The following is a 16,287-nucleotide window of genomic DNA, read 5'->3' as shown; positions in this document are numbered from 1 at the left end:
CCATCGGCCTCTACGAGGCTGGAAAGAGGATGAAATGAACGGACACGCCATGAGGCAGGCTCAACGCGCGACATCCGCCTTCCCGAGGAGTCTGCTCCAGTGGATGCCCATGCTGCTGCTGGTGGCTGGGCTCTCGGCCATACCGTCCTTCGCGCAGCCAGCCATGGGAGCGGGAGCAGAAGTGGCTCGAAGCGCAGAAGCCATTGTGCTCGCGCCTCTCGCTCAAGAGGTTCTGTCCGGTGACTCCGTCACCATCGCGGCAGGCAAGAAAGGTGGAAAACCGCCTCCGAAAGGCACCGCGAATGGCGAGCGGGCCTACATGCGCTTCACGCCAAAGGGCAAGAAGGACGTCAAGGAGGAGAACGCCCGGAAATACGAGGGCGAGAAGCGCTGCGAGAGCTGTGATGTCACGACCGTTGATGCCCAGAAGAGCCAGAAGGGAGTCACTCCACCGAGCCATGAGGCCCAGGTGGATCACGTCATTCCGAGAGCGAAGGGCGGAGACGGAGCGCCCTCGAACGGACAGGTGCTATGCAGGGAGTGCAACAACGAGAAGAGCGACAAGCTCTGACCCTGGAGCACCGTTTCATGTCGGATGAGTACGTGAAGGTCCTGTTCGAGCTCGAAAAGGAGGACGAGGACTATCCCCCCGTCGATTATGAACGGCTCTGGGCCAGACCCTTGGGGGAGGGCTTGTTCGAGATCGACAACATCCCCTTCTTCGTCCGGGAGCTCAGTGCGGGCGATGTGGTCGCCGCGCAGCTGGGAGAGGGAGAAGTCGTGTTCTCCAAGCTGGTTCGTGAGTCGGGCAGCAGCACACTCCGTGTCATCGTCTTCGACGAAACACGCGTGGAGGATGTCCGCCGCCGGATCCAGGAGTTCGGCTGCGCCACGGAGCTGAACGTCTCGAAGATGCTGGGCGTGGATGTGCCTCCCCAGGTCGACTTGCATGCAGTGCGCGCATGGCTCATGGAAGAGCAGTCCGCGGGCGCCTTGGAGTTCGAGGACGCCTGCATCCGCCACGATGGCAGTCCTTGATGTAGCGAGTCGTCATAGGACCCAAGCCACACAGGAATTTCAAAGAACGGTCCGATGGAGCCACCCCCCCCGCGCCAGGTCACGGCACGCGGACTGCTGTAGTTCGATCGCGGCCGTCAAGTCCCTCCTGCTCTACCTCCCGCCCACACGCCCAGTCGCGACGCTCCTGAAGAAAAAGCGTGCCAATCGCTCCGAGGCCGATTTTCCGGCTCCGGACAAGACCCCCTTTACACGGCGATCTCACTTCCCAAAATGGCCCCTCTTTCGTGCTACACGCCTGTGGAAGCACGTTTCGTACGGTACGGAGAAGGGTCTTGCCGGAGGTCGCGAGGGAGTTCAGGGAGCTGCGGGTGGCGGTGGATGCGGCGGCGGCGGTGTCGGGGACGGAGGTCCGCGCGAACGCTGAGCAGCAGTCACAGCCGTTGACGCCCTTCCACGAGCGTCTGCTCGCCGAGGAGCTCACCATCAAGAGCTCGGACTCGCGCGAGCGGCTCGCGGGAGCGCTCGCCGAGGCCAAGGTGGATCTCAACCCCCACCAGCTCGAGGCCGCGTGCTTCGCGCTGGACTCGCTGTCGCGCGGCGGCTGCATGCTCGCGGACGAGGTGGGTCTCGGAAAAACCATCGAGGCGGGCATGGTCATCGCCCAGCTCGTGGCCGAGGGGAAGACGCGCATCCTGATCCTCGCCCCGGCCGTCCTGCGGGCGCAGTGGAACAGCGAGCTGCGCGAGAAGTTCGATCTCGAGTCGGTGATGGTGGATGGCCGCACCGTGCGCGCCACGGGCAACTGCTTCGATCAGCCCTTCCCCGTCATCTGCTCGCACCCGTTCGCCGCCAACAAGGCGCAGCTGGTGGCCGAAATCCCCTGGGACGTCGTCATCATCGACGAGGCCCACCGCCTGCGGAACGCCTACCGCGCGGGCCACAAGACGGGCCAGGCCCTCCGCTCGGCCCTCAGCGGCCGTCCCAAGCTGCTGCTCACCGCCACCCCGCTCCAGAACGACCTCATGGAGCTGTTCGGGCTGGTGACGCTCCTGGACGAGCAGATCCTCGGCCCCGAGCACGCCTTCCGCAGCCGCTACCGGCTGGAGGCCGAGACGGGCGGGCTGCAGACGGACGCCGTCAACGAGCTCAAGGAGCGGCTGGCCCCCGTGGTCCAGCGCACGCTGCGCCGCCAGGTGCGCGAATACGTGCGCTACACCAACCGCCGCTCCATCGTGGAGGACTTCGCGCCCTCGCCCGAGGAGCAGGACCTCTACGAGAAGGTCAGCGAGTACCTGCGGCGCTCCGAGGTCGCGGCCATCGAGCCGGGCAAGAAGACGCTGCTCACGCTCTGCTACCGCAAGCTGCTGGCCTCCTCCACGTACGCCATCGCCCCCACCCTGCGGCGGCTCGCGGACAACCTCGCCAAGCGCCTGGAGGCGGCCAGGCTCGGCCAGCGGGCCCTGGCGCTCTTCGAGCCGGAAGAGGCCAAGCAGTACGTCGAGGAGGGCGAGGAGTGGTCGGATGACCCCGCCAAGCCCGTCAGCCTCCGCACGCTCGAGAACGAGCAGTGGGAGCTGAAGCAGTACGCGGACCTGGCCGACTCCATCAAGGTGAACGCCAAGGGCGAGGCCCTCAAGCGCGCCCTGGACCGCACCTTCAAGGTGATGAAGGGCCAGGGCTGGCCGGAGAAGGCGCTCATCTTCACCGAGTCCAAGCGCACGCAGCAGTACCTCTTCAACCTGCTGTCCGCCAACGGCTACGCGGGGAAGATCTCCCTGCTCTCCGGTGACGCCGCGGGTGGCCCCGAGGAGCGCCGCGCGCTGGTGAACGAGTTCCGCGAGAAGACGCAGATCCTCATCTGCACCGAGGCCGGCGCCGAGGGACTCAACCTCCAGTTCTGCAACCTGGTGGTGAACTACGATCTGCCGTGGAACCCGCAGCGCGTGGAGCAGCGCATCGGCCGGTGCCACCGCTACGGCCAGCAGCGGGACGTGCTCGTCATCAACTTCCTCAACCGGCAGAACGCCGCGGACGCGCGGCTGTACGAGTTGCTGGAGAAGAAGCTGAACCTCTTCGACGGCGTGTTCGGCGCGTCGGATGAAATCCTCGGCGCGCTGGAGAGCGGCGTCGACTTCGAGCGGCGCATCCTGGACATCTACCAGTCCTGCCGCCACCCGGACGACATCAACAAGGCCTTCGACAAGCTGCGCTCGGACATGGAGGGGCGCATCAGCGCGCGGATGACGGAGGCGCGCTCGGTGTTGATGGAGCGCTTCGACGGCGACGTGCGGCGGCGGCTGCGCATGGCCGGGGCGGTGACGAAGGAGGCGCTGGAGAAGCGCCAGCAGGGCGCCAAGGCGCTGACGGGCTCGGTGCTGGGCAACAACAGCGCCTCGGGCCGGCTCCAGGTGGCCAAGGCGGCCTACGCGGTGCGCGACCGCACCCACGACGCCATCAACTACCTGCAGCTGAGCGCGGCGGAGCTGCCCGCGCGGCTGGCCCGGCTGGCGGGCAGCGAGGGCTGGTGGTTCGTCTACAAGTTCGAGACGACGGGCCTGAAGGCCGAGGAGAAGATGGTGCACCTGGTGCTGGTGCTGGACCGGGACGGCAAGAGCTTCCGGGCCCTGCCGCTCGCGGACGGCGAGCACTTCGTGAAGCTGGCGGCCAAGGAGGAGCGGCGCCGGCAGCCGCCTTCGGTGTCCGTGTCGCTGATGCAGGAGCAGGCGCTGATGGCGGCCAAGGAGGACATCCTCCGGGCGGCCGAGCGGCGCAACGCGCTGGAGATGGACCTGGCGCGGGAGCGGGCGGACCGGTACGCGGAGGACTGCCTGCTGGAGACGCGCGAGCAGGTGGAGAAGGCGCGCGAGGCCTGGCAGGAGGCGCGCAAGGTGGTGTGCGCGCAGGAAGACCCCGCCGAGCGGGTGAAGGCCCGTGGACACGCGGAGCGGCTGGAGCGCGAGTACCGCAAGAAGCTGGCCTCGCTGCGCAACGAGGAGGAGAAGCGTTACGCGGCGAAGGACCGGCAGGTGGCGGACCTGGCCAACAAGTCGAAGGTGACGGAAAAGCGCTCACTCATCGCCTCCGCCTACTTCTGGCTGTCGTAGACTCCACTCGACCCCACGCTCCCCTCTCCTTTCGGGAGAGGAGCCCCCCGTCGTTCAAAGGGGGGGCAAGCCCCCCGGGGTGAGGGTATCCGTCCCCCGGGTTACCCCCTGACCAGGCATGCGTCCAGGCACTCGCCTTGTATGTCCCGACGGAGCAGGCGCCCCAGTGTCCGATGGAGACACGAAAGTCGCCCTCGCTGCCTGGCCGGCCACAGATTGGACCCAGGCGACGGAGGAATGAGCCGATGAGCAACAGGGAGAAGGGCGACACCGGGCCTCAGGACGAGTCCTCACGGTCGGCCCGGGCGGGACGTCTCCGGGCACAACCGGGAACCCCGAGGACCTCGGGCCCGACAGGCATGCATCCCCTCGGTGTGAGCCTCGGGCACGACAGCATCCTCTACGTGCCCCCTGGCTACCAGCCGGACCATCCCGCGCCACTCGCGGTGATGCTCCATGGCGCGGGAGGCTCGGCCCGGCACGGACTGGACCTGCTCCGGCCCCTGGCCGATGACGTGAACCTCCTCCTCCTGGCGCCGGGCTCTCAGGGCCCCACATGGGACGTCATCGTGGAGGACTTTGGGCCGGACGTGCAGGCCATCGACGAGGCGCTCGCGCACACCTTCGAGCGCTACGCGGTGGACCCCGCGCGCATCGCCATCGGCGGCTTCTCCGACGGGGCGTCGTATGCACTGTCGCTCGGGCTCGGCAACGGGGACCTGTTCAAGCACATCATCGCCTTCTCCCCGGGCTTCGCCGTGCCACCGCGCCAGCTGGGCACCCCGCGCATCTTCATGAGCCACGGGACGCAGGACCGGGTGCTCCCCATCGACCGGTGCAGCCGCCGGCTGGTACGCGTGTTCGAGCGCGCCGGCTACGACGTGAACTACCAGGAGTTCGAGGGCCCCCACATCGTCCCCGAGGAGATGATGCGCGAGGCGGTGCACTGGTGGCTGGAGGGCACCGTCCACTGAGGCACGGGGCCTCGCGCCCTACCCTTCCGAGTCTCCGGGAGCCAGGGGCTTCAACCGGACCCAGGTGGCGCCCCACCCACCGTCACTCTCGGAGGCGGAGCGGAACGACTCCACCTCGGGCAACTTGGGCAGCAGCGCCTGCACGGTGCGCCTCAGCGCTCCCGAGCCCTTGCCGTGGATGATGCGAACGTCGAGTACACCCTTCTGACGGCAGGCCCAGAGGTACTCGGTGACGACGTCCTTCACGTCGCGCGGGTGGAACACATGCAGATCGAGGTTCCCATCCAGGGGGAGCTCGACGGGTGCTTCGGGGTCGAAATCGGCGTCCGGGTCCTGCTCAGCGGCCACGACGCTCGCGCTCCAGCTCCTGCTGACGACGCTCCGCGGCGAGCTTGTGACGCGCCTCGGCGTCTCGGAACTCGGACTCCAGCGTGGAAATCTCGTTACGCAGGGTGGAGAAATGTTTACGCACGTCTTCCCAGGTGTTGCCGGCTTGCTGGCGTCGCGACTCTTCCTCGACACCAGCGCCCGCCCCTCCGGCCGCCGTCATGCGTGCCACGAGCGCTGCAACCAGGACCGATCTCATGACCACCCCTCCAAGCAAGCTGCGTGCTCAGCCCAACGGGTGTTTCTGATCCTACATCCACCACCATAAGCGCACACGCGAAGGGCTCAAGAGTCCACACTCGCGGGCTTTCCTGTACGTGACATGACGCTTCGCGCCAGGAGCACGGCGGAAAGGGGTGCGCTGCCCTCCGCTTTGTTGTTGAGCGTGATGAAGACGGGCCTGCCGGAGCGCAGCGCGGCGGCACTGGCGCGAGCGATGGCCTCGCGGGTGCGCACGTCCTCTTCCACCAGCTTATCGAAGGGGAAGAAGCGCTTGCGGGCCTCCTCGTAGTCGAGGTGGGGCGGCAGCATCCAGCGCACCACGAGCGCCGGAGCCTGCAAGGCGCGCAGGCGCACGGCCTGGCGCTCCACGGGAGGCATGTTCTTCCAGGCGGCGAGCACGGGGCAGACGCCCACGTCCGCCAGCGCCTGGGCCAGGGCCTCCGTCAGCAGCGACTCGTTGCGCAGCTCGACGGCGTAGAGCGGCCCCCGGGGCAGCGCGGAGAGGAACGCGTGCAGCCGCTCCACGAAGGGCCCTGCCCCGCCGAGGTCATGCGGATCCTGCGGCGGGAGCTGGAACACGAGCGGCCCGGCCTTCTCTCCCAACCCCTCGACGAAGGGAGCCACCACGAGATCTCTCGCGTAGGCGGCATCAAGGAAACGATCATTGGGCTGGCCGCGCAGGTCGCCATAGCGCACGTGCACGGGCCAGCGGGACAGGGTGCAGGCCTCGTGGGCCTTCACGAGGAAGCGGAAGCCGGGAGGCACCTGGGTGGCGTACTCGGCGAAGGCCGAGGCGGGGATGGGGGCGTAGAAGGTCCGGTCCACGCCCACGGTGCGCAGCACGGGGTGCTGTGCATAGGCGGCGAGCCCCTCGCGGGAGAGGCGCGCCGGGGTGGCCTCGCGGTCGTAGACGAGCCCCGGCCCCGTCCAGCCCGGGAACGTCCAGGAAGAGGTGCCCAGGAACAGGCCCGGAGGCAGGTGCTCCCCGAGCGCCCTCACCTCCTCGGGCTGCTCGGCGGGGCCCACGGGCTCCTCGTGGCCCCGGCGGCGCCCTCGAGGCGGCGTGGGGCTGGGGCCTCCGGTGAAGAGATCGAGCTGGGAGGGGTCACGGTCTGGCATGCGCGCTCCGGCGTACTCTATTCCTAGAGTAAGTCGTAACGGCCGAACTTCCAAGGTCAAGTCGAAGTCGAGGCGCACGCCCGGCACACGGGGGCCAGGCGACCACCGGGGTTGAAACCGACGGGTGGCAGCCGGTTGCCCGGAAATATCGCTCCACGGGTCCAAGGCTTCGTCAGACCCACCAGGAGCGAGCCGTGGCTCAATACAAGAATCTCCAGCTGATCGCGTACCGGGTCCCGACGGACCTGCCGCTGCCCCCGGGAAATGAGTGTGACCTCGTCAGCCTCAATCTGTGCAAGGGGCTGGGAACGGACCTCTCCCCCCACCTGGAGGAACTGGAGACGCTGTCCGAGGACGCGCTGAGCCGGGTCACGCGAATGATCGCGGTCATCGACCGGGCCATGCAGTCGAAGAAGGTGTCCCAGGACCCGGCCACGCTGAAGGTCTTCATGGCTCCGGAGTTCTATTTCCGGCCGCAGGCGGGCGGCGCCGCCAGGAGCTACTCGGAGAAGACGCGGCACACCGTCCTCGCCATCCTGCGGCGGGTCTTCGCCCAGAAGAGCCTCATGGGCTGGATCTTCGTCCCCGGGACCATCGTCTGGAACCTGAAGGGACAGACCTTCCTCGAGGACCTCCAGCTCGACGCCAGCACCAGCAAACTCAAGAAGATCGCGAGCCAGGACATCGTCATCAACACCGCCATGGTCGGCATCGGCGGTCATGGAATGACCAGCTACGACAAGCTGCACTATTCGGGCGCGGACAACATCGACGCGAAATACCGCGCCCTGCTCAACAAGGAGAAGAAGACCCCTCAGGACCAGGATGCGACGACCTTCGACCTGAACGTGCTCGAGCCGCAGCGGCCCCTGTTCAGCGAGTACTTCGAGCTGATGCGGAAGAGAAACAAGGATCAGTGCGTCATGGGGGCCGGTGACAACCGCTGGTTCGGTATCGAGGTCTGCCTGGACCACGAGCTCCGTGTGCTCAAGAACGCCTACGGCGAGTTCACGGCCACCTGGCCGAACAACCCTCCCCGGCTCGACTTCCAATTGCTGACGGCGTGCGGCATGCGAATCCAGCCGCACAACGTCACCGTCGGAAAGCACCACTTCATCCTGAGGAATGACGGCATCAGCTGCATCCCCTACGACTGGAAGACGCCCTACGACCCCTCGGAAATCCAGCGCGTGACCGAGGTCGACGAGAACGGCGTGCTCGAGACGACCACCGCCCAGAACGAGGACACCAAGGAGGACTGGGCGAGGATCAACGACATCGTCGATCGGATCGCCCTCTCCGGCGACCTCAAGCTCGATGCGACGGGCGTGGACGCCATCATCTGCACGCCGGTCTACGACAAATACGGGAAGGACATCGAGTCGTTGGACGTGACGAAGAAGCCCCTGGACCCGTGGTTCCCGCAGCAGATCGCCGTCTACCGCCCCCTGCAGCTCGCCAATTTCTGACGAGGAACCCCCGATGAACTACCAGGATCTGAAGCAGAAGCTGTCCGCGGCCGATGGCAAGGCCGTCATCGCGCAGAGCACGCTGACCTCGGGCGTGAGTGATTTCCTCGCCGCCTTCTACAACGGTCAGCCCATCGAGATCTCCGAGGCGAAGACGGAGAGCGAAGACACCGCGGGAGGCACGGTCCGCATCACGGGCCGGGCGAGCTTCCTCGGCGCGGCCGACGTGCCCGTCTCGGCGCGCTTCAGCGTCGATGCCCAGGGCCAGGTGCACGCGACCCTCCGCTACCAGCTGCGCGGCGCGGCCCCGGGGCCCGACGCCTGGACCTTCTCCCGCAGCTTCCCGAAGCTGCCCACGAGCGTCGACTACGCCACGGAGCTCTCCCCGTTCTTCCGCGAGGCCCGGTACGACCCGTTCGCCAACCAGCGCTCCTTCCTGGATGCACTCGACCTCTTCGACACCTTCTTCGTCGTCTCCACGCACGCGGGGCTCGACCTCGAGTCGGACCTTCCGATCGACGTGGGGATCAACTTCGTCAGCCGGATGCGTCCCCAGGGCGTGATGGGAGTCCTCGAGCATGGCCTCGGCGACTCGCCCACCGTTCCCCTCTACGGGACCATCCGCATTCCCAAGGCGGCGGACCGGACCCTCGCGCTCATCCCCATGCAGCGCGCGTGGGATCGTCCGGAGGCACCGGGCATCCATCTCCAGTCGCCCCTGGCGGTGAACTTCAAGCTGGGCTCGCTGTCGTTCCAGCGGGCGATGTTCCAGGTCTACAGCCCCCACTCCACCGAGTGGCTGGCACAGAACCCCTCCTTCAAGCCGGTGCATGGCTACACGGGCACGCTCGCCATCCCGAGCGCGGGGATCCAGGTCAAGCTCGGGGCCGATCTGAAGTGGAACCTGCCCCAGGCACTTCTCTCCGGCCAGTGTGAGGGCATCTCGCTCGGCAAGCTGACCCAGCTCGTGGATCTCACCGGTACCGATGGCCTCTCGTCCTACCTGCCGCAGGAGCTCCAGAAGGCGGTCGACGCGCTCGACACGCTGGAGCTCATGTACATCGCGGTGGATGTCGGGGTCTCCGGCGTCACGCCCACCGTGGACGCGGCCTGGTTCACGGTGGGCTTCCCGAACCTGAAGTGGAAGGTCTGGGGCGATCACCTCGAGGTGAAGGATCTCGCCTGCCGCTTCAACATCCGGCCGGCGGCCCAGAAGACCTCCGTCTCGGTCATGCTGACCGGCACGCTGGAGGTCGAGGGCGTCCCGCTGTCCATCTACGCGAGCAGCGAGGACTCCTTCACCGTGCGCGCCACGACGAAGGAGAAGATCAGCCTCCCGCTCGACAAGCTGCTGAAGACCTACGCGCCCGGCGTTCCCCCGCCCTCCGCGCTGGCGGTCGACAGCCTGGGAGTGATGGTCGCTCCAGGACGCGCGTACGAGATGTCGGCGCTCCTCGCCGGTGCGCCGGATCCCTGGGTCATCCCCATCGGCCCCAAGAAGCTCACCGTCAGCGACGTGGTGCTCGCCCTGCAATGCAGCAATGGAGCGCCGCTCTCCGGCTCGTTCGCCGGGAAGATGGCCTTCGGCGACGACATCCAGCTCGACATCGCCTACGACCTCCCGGGTGACGTCGTCATCCGCAGCACCTTCGAGCGCGTCAACCTCACGAAGCTGATCGATCAGCTGTGCGACGTGAAGGTCCCGATGCCGGGCGGGTTCGACCTGGTACTCGACAACGCGTCGGTGCTGATCCAGAAGCGCGGTAACGACGGCACCTTCCAGGTCTGCGCCGGTGTGAAGGATCTCGGCCTCTTCGCGTTCGAGGTCAGCAAGGTGCCCGGCAAGGGCTGGGGCTTCGCCGCGGGCCTGAGCCTCGGCAACGGCCGCATCTCCCAGTTGCCGGGCCTGTCGGCCCTGCGCGACATCGAGGACACCTTCAAGCTCGAGAAGCTGCTGCTGGTGATCTCCTCGATCGACAACGCGGGCTTCACCTTCCCGGACATGGCGCGGTTCAACCGTCCGGAGCTCGGCGCGAAGCTCGCGCTGCCCGCGCAGGCCACGGGCGTGGTCCCGGGAGTGATGGCGTTCGCCGAGTGGCGGCTCGACTCGAACAGCCGCGAGCAGAAGCTGTTGATGAACCTGCTCGGGCTCGGGGGTACGCAGTCGGCCGCGGTGGTGCTCGGGGCCAATCCCCTGAAGGACTTCCGGCTGTACGTCAGCCAGCGGAGCAAGCTCCAGGGCAACCCGTTCCAGTACCGGTTCGGCGTCGAGCTGAACAATGGCAAGCCGAGCTTCTTCCTGAGCGGCTCGCTCGACGTGAAGATCCAGGGACAGCCGCGGACGTTCGACGTGACGACGGCCTTCCTCCCGGGCGGTGCCTTCATGTCCGCGACGGTGAAGGGCGCCACGGCCATCGACTGCGGGCCGTTCAAGCTGTCCAACCTCGCGCTGCAGGTGGGCGTCAACTGGGCCGGCATCCCGAGCCTCGGCGTCGCTTGTACGATCGACGTCAAGAAGTTCCAGTCCTCGCTGGCGGTGTTCTTCGACTCGACGGATCCCTCGCGCAGCCTGGTGGCCGGCTCCATCAGCAGCCTGACGCTCAAGGACGTGACGGACACGCTCCTGGGTGTGGTGGGCCTGAAGACGCCGCTCGACGAGGTGCTCGAGACCGTCGCCATCAAGGGGACACACGAGTTCTCGCTCCCGGGCAGCCTCGCCAGCGAGCTGGACAACCTCTCCTTCGAGAAGGTCGCGGCTGCTTTCGCCTCCGCGAAGGTGACGATCCCCTCGTCCTCGCAGCAGCTCACGCTGGTGGTGAACGCGAAGGGCTCCTCGTGGCACCTGACCGATCTCTCCACGATGCGCCACTACGAACTGGCGAAACGCGGTGACAGCATCCAGGTCCAGATCGCTCCGCAGTTCTACTTCGCGCCACAGGCCACGGCCATCGGCACCATCAAGTACCCGCAGGGCTACTACATCAACGCCGCGATCTCGTTCGCGGGGTTCGATGCCGCGGCCACCATCGAGATCTCCCAGAGCAAGGGGTTCTCCGTCGACGCACAGATGGACAAGATCGTCCTGGTGGACGAGCAACTGTTCGCGCTCACGGCCGCCCAGGGCGGTGGCGGTCCGAGGATCTCGATCTCCACGTTCAACCAGCCCGCCCACCCGGTGCAGGAGTTCCGGCTGCCGCACTTCTACATCAACGGCGGCCTGACGATGCTGGGGCTCAAGCGCAGCGTCTACGCCAGCGTGACCTCGAAGGGCGTCGAGTTCGACCTGCAAGGGAAGCTGCTCCCCGGCGTGGACTTCGACGTGGAGGCGCGCTTCGGCAAGAGCGGCCTCGAGGCGGGTGGCAAGGTCAAGGTGGGCGTTGGCACCATCGACCTCGGCCCGCTCGGCAAGGCGAAGATCAACACCGACCTCGAGGCGGAGCTGGATCTCGCGATCGGGAAGGAAGTCGAGCTCACGCTCGACTCGAGCTTCGACTTCGCCGGCCAGCACTTCAAGATCGCGAAGTTCAAGGTGGACGCGAAGGCCGATGCGCTGACGAAGCTGCCCGAGGTGATGGCCAGGAAGGTGGAGGCCGCGCTGCGCGACGCGTTCAAGGACGTCAACCAGTGGGCGAACGCCGTGGGCAAGGGCTTCATGGATGGCGTCGACGACACGGAGAAGGTGTTCCGGGACGTCTACGGAAAGAGCGCACAGGAGGCCAAGGCCATGGCCAACGCCATCGGCAAGGGCGCGAACCAGGCCGGCAAGGCCATCGAGGGCGCCGCCAAGGACACCGGCAAGGCCGTCACGAACGTCGCCAAGGACGCGGGCAAGGAGATCAACAAGACGGCGAACAAGGCGAAGAAGGCGTTCAAGAAGATCTTCTGAGCGGGACGCTTCATTGATCCATGGGACAGCACGACATGACCCGATTCATCGGAGCCGCCACCTCCCTCACCGCCCAGGGCATCCAGGCCTGCGCCGACACGCTCTCCGTGCACCCCGCCGAGCTCTGGGCCGTGCTCCAGATCGAGACCCGGGGCTGTGGGTACTTCGCGGACCGCCGGCCCGCCATCCTCTTCGAGCGCCACGTCTTCAGCCGCGGGACGCACGGCCGCTTCGACGCGCAGGCCCCCGACATCAGCAACCCCAAGGCCGGGGGCTACGCCAGCGGCCCGGCCGAGTACCCGCGGCTCGAGAAGGCCATGGCCCTCGACGAGCGGGCCGCGATGGAGAGCGCCTCGTGGGGACTCGGCCAGGTGATGGGGTACCACGCCGCGGAGCTGGGCTACGGCTCCGTCGAGCAGTTCGTCAGCCGGATGATGGCCTCCGAGGACGAGCAGCTCGCGGCCATGGCGGCGTTCATCCAGCACAACGGTCTGGCACAGGCCCTGCGCAACCACGACTGGGCCGCGTTCGCCCACGGATACAACGGCGCGGGCTATGCGAAGAACGAGTACGACAAGAAGCTGGCCGCGGCCTGGCAGCACTTGTCCACCCACGGCCTGCCGGACTTGAGCGTGCGCGAGGGCCAGCTCCTGCTCACGTTCCTGGGCTTCGAGCCGGGCACCGTGGACGGCGCGTTCGGCGCGCACACGAAGGCGGCCTTGAACCGGTTCCAGAGCGAGCATCACCTGCCCCTCACCTCCGGCTTCGATCCGGCCACGCTCGAGGCCCTGCGGCAGGCCGCCCACCCGCCGCCGAGCACGACGGTTCCCACCGCACAGCAGGTCCCCGTGGTCCCCACGCAAGTCCTGACGCTGGCCCCGCGTCCCCCCGCTCCCGTGGTGGTGAAGAGCCCCGAGCCCGTGGAGCTGACACCGGCCGCGCCCACGCCCGCTCCCGCGCCAGTCGAGGTGCTGCCGGTGGAGCTGCTCCGCCAGAAGCTCGCGCAGCCGCTCGGCAATGACGTCCAGCAGGAGCTGGCCAGACTCCTGGCGCTGCGTGAGAAAGCCGCACCGGTGCTCGGCCCCACCGCCATCCAGTCCATCGACCTGGGACTCACGGCCCTGCTGTCCTCGGAGCAGCCCAACCTCGCGTTCGTGCGGGGCATCCGCCTGCGCCTCGCCTCCGCGCTCGCGGACCAGCTCTATCCCCTGCGCCCGCTCCCCCTCCTGCGGTCGAGCTCTCCGGCTACCCAGGTGGTGCTCGGGCTGGGGCTGCTGATGCTCGTCTCGAACGGGATGACCGCCTTCATCCACTCGGTGTTGACCGATGAGAGCACCCAGCTCTTTGGCCTCCCCGTCCGCACGCTGTTGCTGGTGGGCCTGTGCGGCGCCATGGGCGGCGTGGTGAGCATCCTCATGCGGCTCTCGGAGCTCGAGAAGCTGCAGGGCGCCAGCCGCACCTCCATGGTGATGTTGGGATTCTTCAAGCCGGTGATCGGCCTGTACAGCGCGCTCTTCTGCTTCGCGCTGATGAAATCCGGGCTGCTGCCCCTCCAGCCGCCGAAGCCGGAGTCGGAGCAGTACCTCTACATGGCGGTGTGCTTCCTGGTCGGCTTCAGCGAGCGGCTCGCGAAGGACGTGTTCGCCCGCGCGGAGGAAGGGCTCGTCGGGGCGGCCAGCGGACAGAAGCCCGCGCCCCTCGCGGCTCCCTAAGCGGGGAGTGGCCAGGATGGCCGGGCATTGCTGGGCGAACAGAGGTAGCAACCCATGAAGATGCACTGGGCTCATCGGTCCGAGGACGCTCACACCTCGGCAATTCGAAGAACACCTCCAGCGCCTCAGGCCAACCCGCAGGCGGCAACAGTTCCAGGCTCGTGACCAGGGAATCGGGTATGTCCACAGCACCCCTGGAGCAGGCTCAGGGACCAACCTTACGGATGCCGTGGACAACCGTGCGCCGGAAGAGACGCCCTGGGCATCACGTGGAGTGAACGATGTGGCACGCGCTGTCCTGGATGGCTGCGGTCTGTTATCCTTCCCGGCGCTATGGGACGCCTCCAACGACCGCTGGATCGGGCCATCGTGGCCAGAGCCGACGAGCAGCTCTACGCAGCGCATCGGGACGATCCTCAGCCCAATCCATTGTTCGATGCGCAGGGTAATCGCCGCAAGCTAGACCCCAACGATCCGACCCAGGCGGACGTCCAGCGAGAATGGCGCAGCCGCTACACAGCGGAAATCGCCAAGAAGAAGAGCGGTGGCGCCGCAGCAAAACCCAAAACCACGCCGCCAGCCAGTTCGAACCGGTCGACTGATGATCCGGTCCTTCCCTGTACAATCAAACACTGGTTGGTCATCCGCCTGGGCGCACGTCCCAACCAGAAGGCACGAGATCACGAAGGCCAGGTGGATGGACAGCCGGGGTATGCCGGCGAAAAATATGCTGCCAGTGGCGCGTGTGGCACCAAGGAAGGCATGCTCGATGGTGGTTCCAGCCTGCGCTTCCACAACATCAAGGCGGGCCACTGCACGATTGTCTTCAAGCACTTCTACGAGGACATCGAGGCCTTCTTCAAAGAGCAATTGCGGTGAGCCATGACCGATACCCGCACCGTTGATTGGTTCGAGGCTGACAAGGCGCAAGAGAACTTCGCCACCGATACGGCGGGGGAGGTTCTCGTTCAGCGTGAAGCGATCCCCATCATCTTCGTCCCCGGCATCATGGGCAGCCGTTTGCGCCGCGCCGGAACGGACGGCACCGGGAAGGGGCCTGACGGATTGCCGAACATGCGCTGGGATCCCGACAGCTCCATGTTCATGCTCAAGCACTTCTCGGGAGAAGGCCCGCTGCAGCGCAAGCGCATGCTGATCGGTGACACCTTCAACCCGGGTTTCCTCGAGGTGCACAACTCCAATCCGGTGGGTGATGGCTTTCAGGGCATCATGTCGGATTACCACGTCGCGCTCCGGCGACTGCGCTCCAACAATTGGGGACCGCTCTCCAAGATCTTCGTCTTTCCCGTCTATGCCTTTGGCTATAACTGGACCGACAGCAACAAGAATTCGGGGGCGAAGCTCGCGGCCCGTATCACGGAGATCATCGCGCAGGAGAAGTCCGTCATCGGCATGTGTGAGAAGGTCATCCTCGTGAGCCACTCCATGGGTGGGTTGACCAGCCGCGCCGCCAGTGAACTGAACGGGGCCAAGAGCCACATCCTCGGCATCATCCACGGTGTTCAGCCGGCAATGGGCGCGGCCGCCGCTTATTGGCGCATCAAGGCAGGTTTCGAGGGGTTTGGAATGACCTCTCGGGTGCTGGGTAACTCTGGTCCCAACGTGACGGTCATGCTCGGCAATGCCCCCGGGGGCCTCCAGCTGCTTCCCAATGCCGATTACCGTACCAATGATGGGAAGGTGGGGTGGCTGCAGATCACCCAGAAGGGGCAGGCGACACGCACCCTTCCCAAGGCGGACCCCTACAAGGAAATCTATCGCGTGAAGGCCGTGTCGCGCCCCCCAGCGGGAAAGGGTGCGAGCAACAATACCTATTGGGGTCTGGTCGATCCCGACCTGCTCGATCCGCAGCAGGTCTCCGCGCCCGCCTCCGCACCGGCGAAAGGCAAGGATGCCCTGGCGAACAAGCTCAAGCCCTCCTCAGGCCCGTGGGAGCGCTACCTCGCCCTGCTCGCAGAGGCGGAGAGCTTCCACAAGGCTCTCGGCAAATCGAAGCATCCCAATACCTTCAGCTTCCATGGCACGGGGCACGACTCCGCAGACAAGATCACCCTCGCCATCGAATCCAACTGGATCCGCAGCAATCCCTACGAGGTGCGAGGCTTCCGCGGCCTGTTCCGCGACGAGAATGGCGATAGCATGCAAGCCGTGTTGCAAGATCCCGACGGCGATGGAGATGGGACGGTGCCCGTTTCGTCGGCGACCTCGCTCAATGGCCCGAGCAACACCCCGCCTGGAGATCAGTCCTTCGAGGTGGAGCACCAGCCCGCCTACGAGAACCGGGCGGTGCAGGACTTCACGATCCGTGCGGTGATTGCCCTGGCGAAGAAGCGTTATCAGGAGAAGAGAGGCGGGTAGAGAATGCGCCGCGCT

At 66.6% G+C, this 16,287-nt stretch carries 12 protein-coding genes; 9 read left to right on the top strand and 3 right to left on the bottom strand.

Going from position 1 to position 16,287, the window contains the following annotated elements; genetic code table 11:
- Positions 1-103 precede the first annotated feature (103 nt).
- The 4 genes from VFZ09_RS16540 to VFZ09_RS16525 all read left to right on the top strand — a co-directional run bounded on the left by VFZ09_RS16540 (position 104) and on the right by VFZ09_RS16525 (position 5,098).
- Positions 104-571: an HNH endonuclease gene (locus VFZ09_RS16540; protein ID WP_329728546.1), complete on the top strand. Its 468-nt coding sequence runs from the start codon at positions 104-106 to the stop codon at positions 569-571.
- Between the two features lie 17 nt (positions 572-588).
- Positions 589-1,038 (top strand): DUF4265 domain-containing protein, encoded by a 450-nt coding sequence (locus tag VFZ09_RS16535; RefSeq protein ID WP_329728545.1) that lies wholly within the window; start codon positions 589-591, stop codon positions 1,036-1,038.
- Between the two features lie 314 nt (positions 1,039-1,352).
- Positions 1,353-4,124: an SNF2-related protein gene (locus VFZ09_RS16530; RefSeq protein ID WP_329728544.1), complete on the top strand. Its 2,772-nt coding sequence runs from the start codon at positions 1,353-1,355 to the stop codon at positions 4,122-4,124.
- A 359-nt stretch (positions 4,125-4,483) separates the two neighbouring features.
- On the top strand, positions 4,484-5,098 hold the full coding sequence (locus VFZ09_RS16525) for a phospholipase (RefSeq protein ID WP_329728543.1): 615 nt from the start codon (positions 4,484-4,486) through the stop codon (positions 5,096-5,098).
- A gap of 18 nt (positions 5,099-5,116) precedes the next feature.
- Here the strand turns inward: VFZ09_RS16525 and VFZ09_RS16520 are convergent, their stop codons facing one another.
- From VFZ09_RS16520 to VFZ09_RS16510, 3 genes are all read right to left on the bottom strand, one after another.
- Positions 5,117-5,446: a Smr/MutS family protein gene (locus tag VFZ09_RS16520; protein ID WP_329728542.1), complete on the bottom strand. Its 330-nt coding sequence runs from the start codon at positions 5,444-5,446 to the stop codon at positions 5,117-5,119.
- The gene (locus tag VFZ09_RS16515; RefSeq protein WP_329728541.1) at positions 5,436-5,684 is read right to left on the bottom strand and encodes a hypothetical protein; all 249 of its coding nucleotides are present in this window, start codon (positions 5,682-5,684) and stop codon (positions 5,436-5,438) included. The genes VFZ09_RS16520 and VFZ09_RS16515 overlap by 11 nt, the downstream gene beginning before the upstream one ends.
- A gap of 86 nt (positions 5,685-5,770) precedes the next feature.
- Complete coding sequence (locus VFZ09_RS16510) at positions 5,771-6,826, bottom strand: DUF72 domain-containing protein (protein ID WP_329728540.1); 1,056 nt, start codon at positions 6,824-6,826, stop codon at positions 5,771-5,773.
- A 194-nt stretch (positions 6,827-7,020) separates the two neighbouring features.
- Between VFZ09_RS16510 and VFZ09_RS16505 the strand changes: the two genes are divergently transcribed.
- From VFZ09_RS16505 to VFZ09_RS16485, 5 genes are all read left to right on the top strand, one after another.
- Positions 7,021-8,295 (top strand): hypothetical protein, encoded by a 1,275-nt coding sequence (locus VFZ09_RS16505; RefSeq protein ID WP_329728539.1) that lies wholly within the window; start codon positions 7,021-7,023, stop codon positions 8,293-8,295.
- Positions 8,296-8,308: 13 nt separating this feature from the next.
- Complete coding sequence (locus tag VFZ09_RS16500) at positions 8,309-12,181, top strand: hypothetical protein (RefSeq protein WP_329728538.1); 3,873 nt, start codon at positions 8,309-8,311, stop codon at positions 12,179-12,181.
- Positions 12,182-12,216: 35 nt separating this feature from the next.
- On the top strand, positions 12,217-13,893 hold the full coding sequence (locus VFZ09_RS16495; RefSeq protein ID WP_329728537.1) for an N-acetylmuramidase domain-containing protein: 1,677 nt from the start codon (positions 12,217-12,219) through the stop codon (positions 13,891-13,893).
- A gap of 369 nt (positions 13,894-14,262) precedes the next feature.
- Positions 14,263-14,772, top strand: a complete 510-nt coding sequence (locus VFZ09_RS16490; protein WP_329728536.1) for a hypothetical protein — start codon at positions 14,263-14,265, stop codon at positions 14,770-14,772.
- Positions 14,773-14,775: 3 nt separating this feature from the next.
- Entirely contained in the window at positions 14,776-16,272 is a 1,497-nt protein-coding gene (locus tag VFZ09_RS16485; protein WP_329728535.1) for a hypothetical protein, read from the top strand.
- The last annotated feature ends 15 nt before the right edge of the window (positions 16,273-16,287 follow it).

The organism is Archangium sp., from assembly GCF_036277355.1.
Lineage (GTDB): Bacteria > Myxococcota > Myxococcia > Myxococcales > Myxococcaceae > Archangium.
The sequence above is the reverse complement of the archived record's forward strand: the minus strand, read 5'-3'. Positions and strand labels throughout refer to the sequence as shown.